Raw genomic sequence first — 13,092 nt, forward strand, 5'->3', positions numbered from 1 at the left:
GATAATGTAGTAGAGTTTTTAACCTCATTGGACATTACTCAAAACAAAAAGCAGATCGTTGATCAAATTGAATGGATGACTACCCATACTTGTATTGCAAAATACTGCCACTGTGAGTTTATGTCCTTGAAAATTGGGTAGATGCATTACCCAAGTATTGTAGCCAGGACCATCGCCACCGTGCGCAAATTGTTCGCCATAGTTAGATTCTGGATCGATCATTAATCCTAGTCCATAACTAGGTTTCTTAAAAAATGGAGATGTGTTTTGACCAATAGATACATACTGACGCATCTCAATAAGTTGTTCTGGTGTAAGTAGTTTATGAGAAAAAAGATTATTGTAAAATTGAACAACGTCATGAGTTGTAGAGACAATTACACCTGTAGCACACCATCCTGGATGATATTTAGGAATCACATTTTCTATTAATCTATTGGGGTTAAGATATCTACAAAACCCAGGTACTAAAGTTCCTTTGTCTATGTCTTGAGCAACGTAAGTTTTTTGCAATCCTAAAGGTTGAAAGATCTGGTTTTTCAGACTATTAGCAAAGATTTTGCTAATAGTCTCAATCAACTTGACTAACAACATATAACCCGTATTTGAGTAATTAAAACTAGAACCAGGCTCAAAATCTAATTTTCCTGTACAAGTTAACTCTAAAAATTTATTGTATGACCAAGGTAATGAAGGACTGGCTTCTACCGCTGACATATAAGTTGCTATTGAATAATTTGGTACACCGCTAGTATGATTCAGTAGTCTTCTGATTGTTACAGAGCGTGGTAGTGGTAAATTAGGGAGCCAATCTATAATTGGATCTTCTAAAGATAATTTTCCATTCTGAACCATTTGCAATACACAAACGGCAGTAAATGTTTTTGTAATACTATAGATATAAAATTGACCATCTGTTGGCATTGGTGTTCTTGTCTTTAGTTCTAAGAATCCACTACTTCCTGTCCAAAAACCATATTTTTCATCGGAAATTGTGACATTAACACCCAAGCATGGCGTGAAAAGAAGTGACTCGTCAAGCTGCTTTTGTAATTGTTTTTTTAATAATGAATTCATATTGTTTTTGATATCAAATAGATTTAGCTTTGATTATGAATTAAACCAGCACAATTTTAATTACTACTACTGTACTAGTACAAATTGAATGAATTTGTACCTTCTCAAAAATAAGTCAATAGAAGATATTAAAAATAAGCCTGGTGATTAAGGAGAGTGTAGGTGTGCGCGAAGCACCGTATTGATAGAGAAACAATCGGTTTAGGCTATGGCTTTCTTGGTGTACTCGGCTTTAGTCTTACCTTACCAGCTACCCGTGTTGCAGTTGTAAAACTCGATCCGACAATCGTAGGTTTAGGACGTGCAATCATCGCAGCTTTTCTAGCAGTAATTGTTTTGTGGGCGAATCATCAGCGAAGACCTGCACGCAAACATTGGCGAGGTTTAATTATCGTTGCGGCTGGAGTGGTTTTAGCGTTTCCCTTGCTGTCAGCTTGGGCGATGCAGCAGTTACCCGCCGCACATGGCGCAGTTGTGTTAGCGTTGATGCCGCTAGCAACAGCACTTGCTGGGAGTATAATTGTGCGCGAACGTCCTTCGCGGCGATTTTGGTTGGCAAGCATCACCGGTAGTATCACAGTGATTGTTTTTGCAATCTTCTCTGGTGCTGGGCAAATGCAATGGGCTGATGTTGTCTTGCTGGGTGCAGGAATGGCGGCTGCAATTAGTTATGCAGAAGGCGGACGTTTAGCGCGAATTTTGGGAGGCTGGCAAGTTATTTGTTGGGCTTTGGTCATTGCGGCTCCTGTGTTGAGTGTACCTTTTGCAAAGGCGGTGTTACAACATGGCTTAGTTGCTTCGCCAACAGCTTGGTTAGGATTTGGCTATGTGAGCATTATCAGTCAACTTCTGGCTTTTTTCCCCTGGTATCAGGGCTTAGCAATTGGAGGTGTTGCACGGGTAGGGCAAATGCAACTTTTAAAGCCATTTTTAACGATTTTGGCATCTGCAATTTTGTTGGGAGAGGCGATCGCACCCTTTACCTTAATTGCTGCAATGATTGTAGTAACGAGTGTGGCAATCGGGCGAACATCGGCGATTCAACGCAATTAACGCGCTCGTCTTTGGTAAAATTCAAAGTAATATCCAATATGGCGATTAAGGGCTTTTAATCAAAGTACGAAGAAAAATTTTACATCAGTGATAACGATGCGATCGCCAACAATCAAACTCATTCAAAAAACTCTGATGCGTCTACTCGGTATTGTATTGATATTGTGCCTTGCTTGGTTATGGGTACTTTTAGCCGCAAAGCCAGCCCTAGCTCAAGACAATACAATCAACTATAGTAATACACATCTAGAAAATCGTGACTTCTCCCACGCTAACTTGGTAGGCGGAGTCTTTGTTGCAGCCGAAATGCGCGAAGCAAATTTTCAAGGTGCAGATTTAACAAATGCAATTCTGACTAAAGGTGTTTTACTCCGCGCTAATTTAGAAGGCGCTAACCTCACGGGTGCATTAGTTGACCGCGTTACTTTGGATGAAGCCAATCTAAAAAATGCTATTTTGCAAGAAGCGATATTAACGCGATCGCGGCTTTTTGATGCGGATATTACGGGTGCAGATTTTACCGATGCATTAATCGATCGCTATCAAGTTTCTTTATTGTGCGATCGCGCTGATGGTGTCAATCCTGTTACAGGCGTATCCACACGCGAAAGCTTAGGTTGTCGCTAAAGATATAGCAGTATCTAATCATCTTGTTCTGCAAGCAGTGAAGCTGCTACCCAGTGTTTCTGAATTGCTAAAACAGCAGCTTGAGTGCGATCGCGAACTCCTAGTTTTTGAATAATTGTATGAACGTGAACTCGCACTGTACCAGGCGTAATATAAAGCGTTGCGGCAATTTCTTGATTTGATTTTCCAGCAGCAATTAAAGCGAGAATTTCTTGTTCGCGTCGCGTTAAGGGTAAATCCAGCGTTTCTTCATTTTTGGCAGTTTCTGCGGTTGCTGCCCTGTCAAATGTAGCACGGATCTCACTTGTCGCAGTTCGATCCCACCACGATGCGCCTGCGGCTACTGAGCGCAGTGCTAAAATCAAAGTTTCTGCGGCGATTCCTTTTAAACAATATCCTTGCGCCCCTGCTGCAATCAATCGCTTGATCAAAGACTCGTGCGAATGCGAAGTTAGCACTAAGATTGGTAAATCAGGATTTAGCTGCTTGATTTGACGACAAGCTTCTGTTCCTCCGATTCCTGGTAATCCGATATCTAATAGCACAACATCAAGTGGAGAATGCTTAACAATTTCTATCGCTGTCTCGCCATCTTCAGCCTCAGCAACAATTTCCATATCTGATTCTTGTTGCAGCTTTACTTGCAAACCCAGGCGAAATAGTTCATCATCTTCAACAAGCAGAATCCGCAATGTCTTTGCAGGTAACATATCACGCCTTCTCAAGCGGTTGAAATGGTAAGGCTGGTAATCGAAATGCAAAGAGTGCGCCTGTAGTATCTCCTAGCGCAACACGATTTTCTGCCCAAATTGTACCGCCATGCGCCGCAATAATTTGGCGAGTCAAGTATAATCCTAATCCAGAACCTTTAACCTGGCGATCGCTGTGTCCTTGGTAAAATCTTTCAAATAAGTGCGGCAATTCTTCTGAGGTAATCCCTAAGCCATTATCTAACACTTTAACAATGTGGTAGTCAGATTGCGACTGTAATACAACTTCTACCTTACCACCCCGCAGCGAATGATGAATTCCATTCGTAATTAAATTTGCAAAGACACGTTGGAGTTGCAGCGCATCACCGTTTACCCACATCGATCGCCGAAATTCTGATTCTCCAAAGCTTAAACTGATACAAACCTGGCGCGATAAGGCTAAATCTATAAGCGTTGCGATCGTTTCTTCCGCGATAGTGACGAGATCCACAGGTGCTAGGTGGAGTTTTAATCCTTCAATATCATTGCGATATACATCTAGCAACGTTTCTACAAGTTGTAGGGTAGACAAATGACTGCGAATCATCGTTGCTAACACCTTTTGATGCATTGGCGTAACTGTACCAAATTTACCTTGTTCAAAAGCCCTCAGTGTTTCAATCGCACCTAACATTGGCGTTTTCAGATCGTGCGTTAAGGTAGAAGCAAAATCTTCTCTGACGCGAATTAACTGTGTTTGTGCTTGCAATTTCGCCTGCTGTAGCGCGATCGCCTGCGCATAGCAACGATTGCGATCGCTCAAAATTCCGGTTACGATTAATGCCATTGCAGCAATGCAACGACTAGCTACAATTGAAGGCTCGATTGTTTCTTTTACCGGAAACCACAAGTTCAAGATTGTTAGAAATACCGCTAGTAAAGTTGCATAAACCGTTGCTCTTCTACCCAAATACGCAGTCGTTAACAAAATTGGTCCTGTGTAGAGATAACCAAATACGTATTCTACAGGTGTTGCAAACTCTAGAATCAAGACCACTACAAATAAACAAGCAATCCACCACAGCGATCTTGTGCGTACATTTTTGTAAGAAGAGTTAATTTGGTGCTGTAGCGATCGCAACAACATTCGGTTTTTAGCAGATTTTACTTTAGATTTTAAAACAAATCATCATAGATGACAGCAACCCAAATACTCTTTGACTATAAACATAAATTTATATACCGTTTAGCTAAAAATATACCGCTTGATATAGTAGTTTACGCATTATGTATATATCTAGCAGCTAGTTTATCCTAGCTATTTTTATTAACGACTTTATATATTCAATTAGTTGCCGATTTATGACCACAATCGAGATAATTTTTGTTAAAAGGTAGAAACTATTAATTGCTCCTGAAACTGTATTAAAACAAATTAAAAGTAAACTTATTCAGCATATGCTACAAGGATTCTTTCAAATTGCGTTGACACTCGTCATATTAGTCGCCATTACACCAATCTTTGGTAAGTACATGGCACGCGTGTTTCTTGAAAAGAGCGTACTACTGAATCGAGTCATTAATCCTATAGAGCGAACTATTTTTGCTATTAATGGGACACGATATAAAGATAATATGACTGGTAGGCAGTACATTCAAGCCGTAATTATCAGTAATTTAGTTATGAGTATTTTTGTCTTTTCAATACTCATGCTACAAGGCGTTCTTCCTCTCAATCCCACTGGGTTAAATCCACCTAGCTGGGACTTAGCACTGCATACCACTATTTCTTTTATTACCAATACAAATCAGCAGCATTATTCTGGAGAAACGACATATAGTTATGCCAGTCAAATGCTAGCACTAGCTTTTTTAATGTTTACTTCTGCTGCTACTGGGCTAGCTGTAGGAATTGCATTTATTCGCGGTTTAACTGGTAGACCAATAGGTAACTTTTACGTTGATTTAACCCTAGCAATTACGCGAATTCTATTACCTATATCACTGATTGGAGCATTAATATTGTTAATTGCTGGTGTACCAGAAACTTTAGCCTCCCCAGCAACAGTAACAACACTCGAAGGTGCAACACAGACGATCGCACGAGGTCCCGTTGCTCATTTTGAGATCATCAAGCAGTTAGGAGAAAACGGCGGTGGCTTTTTTGGAATTAATTCTGCACATCCATTCGAGAATCCCAATACTTTTACTAATTTATTAGCAACGATTGCCATGCTATCTATTCCTATGGCATTAATCTTTACCTATGGTGTGTTTGCCAACAACATGAAACAAGCTTGGTTACTCTTTTGGATGGTGTTTATTATATTCTTCATTTTGATATGTATAACTGCAATTGGTGAGTATCAAGGTAATCCACTTGTTAACAATGCAATTTTTGGTGGAGAACAACCAAATTTAGAAGGCAAAGAAGTCCGCTTTGGTTGGGCACAAACAGCGTTATGGGCAGTTAGTACAACAGCGACAATGTGTGGTGCAGTGAATGGAATGCACGATTCTTTGATGCCTAATGGCGGTTTTTCAACCTTATTTAATATGTTCCTCCAAATCGTTTGGGGTGGTCAAGGAACAGGGACAGCTTATCTATTTATTTATCTCATTCTAACGGTGTTTATTACAGGCTTAATGGTAGGCAGGACACCCGAATTTTTAGGTCGCAAAATTGAGAAACGGGAAATTGTTTTAGCGAGTGTCGTGCTACTCGTTCACCCAATTTTTGTTTTAATTCCGAGTGCGATCGCTTTATCTTTTCCTGGCACATTAGCGGGAATTAGTAACCCAGGATTTCACGGATTATCGCAAGTTGTTTATGAATACACCTCTGCGAGTGCGAACAATGGTTCCGGTTTTGAAGGATTAGGAGACAATACACTTTGGTGGAACCTGAGCACAAGTATCAGCCTGTTAGGAGGACGCTACATTCCCATCATCGCTTTACTGCTTTTAGCTGACAGTATGACACGTAAACAACCCGTACCCGAAACTGCTGGAACTCTGCGCACTGATACTGTGTTATTCACCAGCGTTACAGCAGGAGTCATCTTAATACTAGGAGTTCTCACATTCTTTCCTGTTCTAGCACTAGGACCGATCGCCGAAGGCTTTCAACTGCTGAGAAATTAGTAATTAGCAATTACCCATTACCAATTACCAGATTCCCCTGCTAAATGGATTCTACAACTTCTTCACCCATAAACCCGCGTCCGCGTCCTAGTGGTCCTCGCGAAGGGCGCAAGCATACACCAAAAGTGAGCAGAAAAGGACTTTACCAACGAGCTATCCGCGATGCTTTTGTCAAACTAAATCCGCGACAAATGGTAAAAAATCCAGTGATGTTTTTGGTGTGGGTCGGTACGATTATTACCGCATTACTCACGATTGATCCTGGGCTGTTTGGTACAGTACCAGGTGAAAATCTGCGGGTGTTCAATGGCTTGATTACGCTGATTTTGTTTTTTACAGTTTTGTTTGCTAATTTTGCCGAAGCCGTCGCTGAAGGGCGTGGAAAAGCGCAAGCTGATGCTTTACGTGCAACAAAATCGGACACCCTGGCGCGGAAAATTTTGAACGATGGTTCAACGCAGGAAGTTTCTTCTACCACTTTACGGCGGGGCGATCGCATCAAAGTCATCGCTGGCGATCTCATTCCCGCAGATGGCGAAGTGATAGCAGGAGTTGCTTCGGTGGATGAATCCGCAATTACCGGAGAATCAGCACCCGTATTAAAAGAACCTGGTTCCGATGTCGCGAGTTCGGTAACAGGCGGTACGCGGATTATCTCAGACGAACTCACGATTCAAATTACCGCCGATCCTGGTAAAGGCTTTATCGATCGCATGATTTCGCTGGTAGAAGGTGCACAACGCAGTAAAACCCCAAATGAAATTGCACTCACCGTCTTACTTGCGGTGCTGACACTGGTGTTTTTGTTGGTTGTGGCAACGCTCCCACCACTCGCTAATTATGTCCAAAGTCCTGTCAGTGTAGCAATTCTCATTGCTTTGTTAGTCGCACTGATTCCAACAACAATCGGCGGGTTGCTGAGTGCGATCGGGATTGCAGGCATGGATCGCGTTGCTCAATTTAACGTCATTGCCACTTCTGGAAGGGCAGTAGAGGCGTGCGGCGATGTGAATACGCTTGTTTTGGACAAAACGGGGACTATCACGCTAGGAAACCGTCTAGCCGAGGAATTTATTCCAGTCAACGGACATTCTGTAGATGATGTTGCTAAAGTCGCTCTCGCAGCAAGTGTCTTCGATCAAACACCCGAAGGTAAATCAATTGTGCGGTTAGCGAATAAACTCGGAGCATCACTTGATTTTGACTGGAGTAAGGCTGAAGCGGTTGACTTTTCTGCCAAAACGCGCATGAGTGGCACGAACTTACCGCATGGAGTGGAGGTGCGTAAAGGTGCGGTAGAAGCAATTAAAGGCTTTGTGCGTTCGCGTAACGGTCAAATTCCTTCAGATCTCGATGCTGCTTACGAACGTGTCTCTCGTTTGGGTGGTACACCGCTGGCTGTCGCGCTCAATGGCGATATTTATGGTGTCATCTATCTTAAGGATATTATCAAACCTGGCATTAAAGAACGTTTTGACCAGCTACGACGCATGGGCGTACGAACGATTATGCTAACGGGTGATAATCGGATCACAGCGGCAGTGATTGCCCAAGAAGCAGGTGTCGATGACTTTATTGCCGAAGCGACTCCTGAAGATAAAATTGCCGTAATTCAACGCGAACAAGCCGCAGGCAAATTAGTCGCAATGACGGGGGATGGAACAAATGATGCTCCAGCACTTGCGCAAGCCAATGTCGGTGTAGCAATGAATTCGGGAACTCAAGCGGCAAAAGAAGCTGCAAATATGGTTGATTTAGATTCTGATCCGACGAAGTTGATTGATATTGTTGCTATTGGTAAACAACTATTAATTACGCGCGGCGCATTAACGACTTTTTCGATCGCAAATGACATCGCTAAGTATTTTGCGATTATTCCAGTTATTTTTACGGCTGCGGGTATTGGCAGGTTGAATATTATGAATTTGGCAAGTACCCAATCGGCGGTTTTGTCTGCACTGATTTATAACGCTTTGATTATTCCAGCGTTAATTCCTTTGGCGTTGACGGGAGTGAAGTTTAGACCGTTAACCGCGAATCAACTCTTGCAGCGGAATATTTTGCTTTATGGTTTGGGTGGTGTTGTGGCTCCGTTTATTGCGATTAAGGTGATTGATGTGGTTATTGCGGCGGTAGGTTTGGGGTAGGGGGTAATATTAAACGAACCACAGAGGCGCAGAGGACGCAGAGAGAAGAGATTGTGAGAGATTTTTGAGTGGGGGCTGGTAGTGTATGAAGAGGCTTTTGTGTAAGCAAAAATTGCCTTTGCAGCTTTTTTTGGTATTGTGTTTGAATTTGGCGATCGCACCAGCGGTTTATGCGGCGGTTGATGGCGTGCAACGTCGTCAGGCTTGGGCAATTGGTTTACTTGGATTAGTTACTTTGGGTTTAACAATTTACTTATTTGATGTCGTTTTTCGACCGGAGCGCTATTAGTTATGTCTATAGTGCGCGATGTTACAAGATCAATTCGCATCACTTTTGTGCTGTGGCTGCTAACCGCAGTGATTTATCCCGCAATTATGATTGTTATTGGTCAAGTTTTCTTTCCGTTTCAAGCTAACGGTAGCATTGTCCAAAACCTAGAAGGACAAAATGTCGGTTCTGCATTGATTGGGCAAGTCTTTACTTCAGATCGCTATTTCCAAAGTCGCCCTAGTGCGGTGAACTACAGCAGCTTTACTCAACAAGAACGCGATTCAGAAAATATCGGACAAGGAACCGGTGTATCGGGCGCGAGTAACTTGGCTCCGAGTAATCCTGATCTACTCGCACGCATTAATGAAACTGTTTCACAGCTAGAAGAACGCGCAATTGCACCTAGTGCGGATCTTGTTTATGCTTCGGGTTCTGGTTTAGATCCGCATATTACAGTAGAAGCCGCGTTTAATCAACTAGAACGAGTTGCCCAGGCGCGTAATTTATCTCCTGAGGAAATTGCTCCTTTGATTGCTAAACACACGCAAGGCAGATTTCTATGGGTTTTTGGCGAACCAGGAGTCAATGTGTTGAATTTAAATCGCGAGCTAGACGTTTTACAAGCTCCGCTAGAGTAGCATACCTGTGGTTAAGTTGATTGTATTCAAGTCTTTAACTGAAATTCATGAAAGTGTTTACCGCTATTGTTGAGAATTCAGAGACTAACCTCTATGTAGGTTATGTACCTGGATTTCCTGGAGCGCACTCTCAAGGAGAAACCTTGGACGAGTTACACGAGAATCTGCATGAGGTCATTGAAATGCTTCTGGAGGATCAAGAACAAGTGTTCGATACATTCGTCGGCACGCAACAGATTATTATCCAGTAAACGATGAGCAGTATACCTGTTCTCAAACCACAAGAGGTAGTTCGCATCTTGGAGAACCTTGGCTTTGTGGAGGTGCGTCAGAAAGGCTCACACAAGCAGTTTCGTCATACAGATGGTCCTACGACAGTTCCCTTTCACAAGGGACGCGATATTTCACCTAAGTTGCTGCGACAAATTGCAATTGATATTAATTTAACAGTTGAAGAGATGTTAGAGTCACGGTGAGGTTTAACTAAGGCTTGCACTGATACACTGCTTAGATAAAAAAACAGCTTAGCGGTTAAAACCTATCAGCAAAATTGACAACTAACTAATCGCTTTGTTGAACCGTGATTTTAGTCGTTAAGCTAACGAGCGAATATTACATTGAGATAAGGCAAAGCTTGCAGTGAACAAGACTGAAGAACCTATAGTGTCTGAAAACACTACAATTCGCCCAGCGCGTAAAGGTAAGCACAAAATTTTTATTGGGATGGCTCCAGGAGTTGGTAAAACTTACCGAATGCTCGAAGAAGCCCACGCACTCAAACAAGAAGGTATTGATGTTGTGATTGGGTTACTCGAAACTCATGGACGTAAGGAAACTGCACAAAAAGCTGATGGATTAGAACTGATCCCCCGTAAAGAAATTGTTCGGGGCGGGTTGACGCTAACAGAAATGGACACAGAGGCAATTTTAGCGCGATCGCCACAACTCGCACTCATCGACGAATTAGCACATACGAATGTCCCTGGTTCTGAACGCGAAAAGCGCTATCAAGATGTGGAAGTTATTCTAGCTGCGGGTATTGACGTTTACTCAACTGTAAATATTCAACACATCGAAAGTCTCAATGACTTGGTAGCACGCATTACAGGTGTCGTCGTTAGAGAACGCGTTCCGGACCGCTTAATTGAGGAAGCTGATGAAGTTGTCGTTATTGATGTAACTCCAGAAACTTTAGAAGAACGCTTACTTGAAGGGAAAATTTACGCTCCCGAAAAAATTCATCAAGCACTCGCTAACTTTTTTCAACGACGCAACTTGATTGCTTTACGCGAACTCGCACTGCGCGAAGTTGCTGATAATGTCGAAGAAGATGCAATCGCACTCACCGCTAATTCCCCAAATGAGCAACTCGCCGGACAAACTTGTAATATCCACGAGCGTGTTTTAGTCTGCGTCTCTACCTATCCCAATTCGTTGCAATTAATACGTCGTGGAGCGCGGCTAGCAGGTTATATGAATGCTCCTTTGTACGCTGTTTTTGTGGCGAATCCCGATCGCTTTTTAACTAAAGCGGAAAGTTTACACCTCGAAACTTGCGAACATCTGTGTCAAGAATTTGGCGGGACGTTTATCCGCGTCACAAATCACAATATCGCACAAGCGATCGCCGATGTTGCTAAACAATACCGGATTACCCAAATTGTCATCGGCGAAAGTCAGCGATCGCGTTGGAAAATTCTCTTGCGTGGTTCTCTGACGCAACAATTAGTACGGTTGCTGAAAAATATTGATATTCATATTATTAGCTCGGAGAAAAACGCTGAGTTTAATGGTGTGGCTCCAGTAGGATAACGATATAGGCAATCGGTAATGGGTAATGAGAAAAAAGATATTCACTAATTACCAATTACCACTTACCACTTACCAGTTACCAACCCTTAAGTTATGTTTATTTTTACCCTCTTACTTAGTCGATAAATTAATGCTTGTAATTGGTTTAATCAGCGGTACTTCAGTTGATGGCATTGATGCTGCCTTAGTTGATATTTCTGGTACAGATAGCGATATCAAAGTTGAGTTCTTAGCAGGAGAAACTTATCCTTATCCGACAAAGTTAAGACAACAGATCCTCGCAGTTTGTGCGGGGGAAGCGCTTTCGATGGCACAATTGGCAGAATTAGACGATGCGATCGCCCAAACTTTTGCCCAAGCAGCACAACACTTGCAAATCAATCACTCTTCCGTAGAACTCATTGGTTCGCACGGTCAGACAGTGTATCATCGACCACCCCAAAGAAGGGGCGAGGGGCATGAGGGGCAAGGCAGTGCCTTACCCGCACTCGAGGGGTTTGCTGACATCCTAGGATATAGTCTTCAATTAGGACGTGGTGCTGTGATTGCGGAATTAACTCAAATTCCAACAGTGAGTAACTTTCGCGCAGGTGATATTGCTGCTAAAGGTCATGGTGCGCCCTTAGTTCCCCGCGTCGATGCGTATCTTTTGAGTCATCCTCACGAGGCGCGTTGCGTGCAAAATATTGGCGGAATTGGTAACGTTGCCTATTTACCACCGCGATCGCATCCCGACTGGTTGGAAAAAGTGCGCGGTTGGGATACAGGACCTGGAAATTCGCTGTTAGATTTAGCAGTACAGCATTTTACCAATGGTACTCAAACTTACGATGCTAACGGTGAGTGGGCATCTAGCGGCACTCCTTGTCATACATTAGTAGAAAAATGGCTCAGTCAAGATTACTTTCAACTCCCACCACCAAAATCGACAGGAAGAGAACTTTTTGGCTGGGACTATTTACAAGCTTGTCTAGCTGACACGACAGCACTAAATTTAAGCGTCGCTGATACTTTAGCAACTCTCACAGAATTAACTGCTGTCTCAATTGTCCACAGTTACCAAACTTTCTTACCACAGCAAAGCGATCGCGTACTATTATGCGGTGGCGGTAGTCGGAATCTCTACTTAAAACGCCGATTACAAGAATTACTCGCACCACTTCCCGTACAAACGACAGACGAAATCGGACTGAGTGCCAATTTTAAAGAAGCGATCGCCTTCGCTGTTCTTGCGTACTGGAGAATGCTCAACCTCCCTGGTAACTTACCGCAAGCAACTGGTGCAACGCAACCAGTACTCCTCGGAGAAATGCATTTACCAATATAAAAAGAGTAAGGGGTGCAGAGAACACTAGCCACTATCCACTCACTCCTAGCTCTTATACCATTTCACGAAATAAAAACTACTAATCATTTCTCCTCTGCTCCCTATTTGTAGTAACTTCAAAATGAAATGGTATTAGTCCCTCATCCCTATTACAGTACCAAACAAAGCCAACTTCTCAGTATAATCCCGCTTGGAGATTTCTTGCAATTGAGGTTAAGTTTGTCTTGTAATTAGTCTGTGTAATGCTTTTCAGTTGCTGTTGTTTAGTTAACATATAAACCCAAGCAGCACATCAATGTTCTTT

The 13,092-nt window shown here is 42.6% G+C and carries 13 protein-coding genes; 10 read left to right on the forward strand and 3 right to left on the reverse strand.

The annotated features are described in order from the left end of the window. Nucleotides 1-24: 24 nt before the first annotated feature. Nucleotides 25-1,077 carry a serine hydrolase gene (locus tag GLO7428_RS00115; protein WP_015186517.1) on the reverse strand — a complete coding sequence of 351 codons (1,053 nt, stop codon included), beginning with the start codon at nucleotides 1,075-1,077 and terminating at the stop codon, nucleotides 25-27. A 162-nt stretch (nucleotides 1,078-1,239) separates the two neighbouring features. Here GLO7428_RS00115 and GLO7428_RS00120 point away from each other — a divergent pair, with 162 nt between their 5' ends. Continuing rightward, entirely contained in the window at nucleotides 1,240-2,130 is an 891-nt protein-coding gene (locus GLO7428_RS00120) for a DMT family transporter (RefSeq protein WP_015186518.1), read from the forward strand. Between the two features lie 96 nt (nucleotides 2,131-2,226). Beyond that, on the forward strand, nucleotides 2,227-2,757 hold the full coding sequence (locus GLO7428_RS00125) for a pentapeptide repeat-containing protein (protein WP_015186519.1): 531 nt from the start codon (nucleotides 2,227-2,229) through the stop codon (nucleotides 2,755-2,757). A gap of 14 nt (nucleotides 2,758-2,771) precedes the next feature. Here GLO7428_RS00125 and GLO7428_RS00130 read toward each other — a convergent pair whose 3' ends face one another. Together GLO7428_RS00130 and GLO7428_RS00135 are read right to left on the reverse strand one after the other, a co-directional pair. After that, nucleotides 2,772-3,467 (reverse strand): response regulator transcription factor, encoded by a 696-nt coding sequence (locus tag GLO7428_RS00130; RefSeq protein ID WP_015186520.1) that lies wholly within the window; start codon nucleotides 3,465-3,467, stop codon nucleotides 2,772-2,774. A gap of 1 nt (nucleotide 3,468) precedes the next feature. Next, nucleotides 3,469-4,596: a sensor histidine kinase KdpD gene (locus tag GLO7428_RS00135; RefSeq protein WP_015186521.1), complete on the reverse strand. Its 1,128-nt coding sequence runs from the start codon at nucleotides 4,594-4,596 to the stop codon at nucleotides 3,469-3,471. Between the two features lie 311 nt (nucleotides 4,597-4,907). Between GLO7428_RS00135 and kdpA the strand changes: the two genes are divergently transcribed. From kdpA to GLO7428_RS00175, 8 genes are all read left to right on the forward strand, one after another. After that, nucleotides 4,908-6,593, forward strand: a complete 1,686-nt coding sequence (kdpA, locus tag GLO7428_RS00140; protein ID WP_015186522.1) for a potassium-transporting ATPase subunit KdpA — start codon at nucleotides 4,908-4,910, stop codon at nucleotides 6,591-6,593. Nucleotides 6,594-6,637: 44 nt separating this feature from the next. Further along, a complete protein-coding gene (gene kdpB / locus GLO7428_RS00145; protein WP_015186523.1) occupies nucleotides 6,638-8,740 on the forward strand; it encodes a potassium-transporting ATPase subunit KdpB in 2,103 nt (700 codons plus the stop codon). A 112-nt stretch (nucleotides 8,741-8,852) separates the two neighbouring features. Then, nucleotides 8,853-9,029: a potassium-transporting ATPase subunit F gene (locus GLO7428_RS00150; RefSeq protein WP_231295526.1), complete on the forward strand. Its 177-nt coding sequence runs from the start codon at nucleotides 8,853-8,855 to the stop codon at nucleotides 9,027-9,029. Nucleotides 9,030-9,031: 2 nt separating this feature from the next. Then, the gene (gene kdpC / locus GLO7428_RS00155) at nucleotides 9,032-9,649 is read left to right on the forward strand and encodes a K(+)-transporting ATPase subunit C (RefSeq protein WP_015186525.1); all 618 of its coding nucleotides are present in this window, start codon (nucleotides 9,032-9,034) and stop codon (nucleotides 9,647-9,649) included. Nucleotides 9,650-9,696: 47 nt separating this feature from the next. Then, nucleotides 9,697-9,900: a type II toxin-antitoxin system HicB family antitoxin gene (locus tag GLO7428_RS00160; RefSeq protein WP_015186526.1), complete on the forward strand. Its 204-nt coding sequence runs from the start codon at nucleotides 9,697-9,699 to the stop codon at nucleotides 9,898-9,900. Between the two features lie 3 nt (nucleotides 9,901-9,903). Further along, nucleotides 9,904-10,125: a type II toxin-antitoxin system HicA family toxin gene (locus GLO7428_RS00165; protein ID WP_015186527.1), complete on the forward strand. Its 222-nt coding sequence runs from the start codon at nucleotides 9,904-9,906 to the stop codon at nucleotides 10,123-10,125. A gap of 187 nt (nucleotides 10,126-10,312) precedes the next feature. After that, on the forward strand, nucleotides 10,313-11,461 hold the full coding sequence (locus tag GLO7428_RS00170) for a universal stress protein (protein ID WP_041918465.1): 1,149 nt from the start codon (nucleotides 10,313-10,315) through the stop codon (nucleotides 11,459-11,461). 130 nt (nucleotides 11,462-11,591) lie between these two features. Then, the gene (locus GLO7428_RS00175; protein ID WP_041918758.1) at nucleotides 11,592-12,788 is read left to right on the forward strand and encodes an anhydro-N-acetylmuramic acid kinase; all 1,197 of its coding nucleotides are present in this window, start codon (nucleotides 11,592-11,594) and stop codon (nucleotides 12,786-12,788) included. Nucleotides 12,789-13,092: the final 304 nt, after the last annotated feature.

This window comes from Gloeocapsa sp. PCC 7428 (genome assembly GCF_000317555.1).
In the GTDB taxonomy this organism is placed as follows: Bacteria; Cyanobacteriota; Cyanobacteriia; order Cyanobacteriales; family Chroococcidiopsidaceae; genus Chroogloeocystis.

Coding starts and splice junctions, on each gene's coding strand:
- GLO7428_RS00160 (WP_015186526.1), top strand. CDS start 9,697: ATGAAAGTGTTTACCGCTATTGTTGAGAATTCAGAGACTAACCTCTAT.
- GLO7428_RS00135 (WP_015186521.1), bottom strand. CDS start 4,596: ATGTTGTTGCGATCGCTACAGCACCAAATTAACTCTTCTTACAAAAAT.
- GLO7428_RS00115 (WP_015186517.1), bottom strand. CDS start 1,077: ATGAATTCATTATTAAAAAAACAATTACAAAAGCAGCTTGACGAGTCA.
- kdpA (WP_015186522.1), top strand. CDS start 4,908: ATGCTACAAGGATTCTTTCAAATTGCGTTGACACTCGTCATATTAGTC.
- GLO7428_RS00130 (WP_015186520.1), bottom strand. CDS start 3,467: ATGTTACCTGCAAAGACATTGCGGATTCTGCTTGTTGAAGATGATGAA.
- GLO7428_RS00165 (WP_015186527.1), top strand. CDS start 9,904: ATGAGCAGTATACCTGTTCTCAAACCACAAGAGGTAGTTCGCATCTTG.
- kdpB (WP_015186523.1), top strand. CDS start 6,638: ATGGATTCTACAACTTCTTCACCCATAAACCCGCGTCCGCGTCCTAGT.
- GLO7428_RS00175 (WP_041918758.1), top strand. CDS start 11,592: ATGCTTGTAATTGGTTTAATCAGCGGTACTTCAGTTGATGGCATTGAT.
- kdpC (WP_015186525.1), top strand. CDS start 9,032: ATGTCTATAGTGCGCGATGTTACAAGATCAATTCGCATCACTTTTGTG.
- GLO7428_RS00125 (WP_015186519.1), top strand. CDS start 2,227: ATGCGATCGCCAACAATCAAACTCATTCAAAAAACTCTGATGCGTCTA.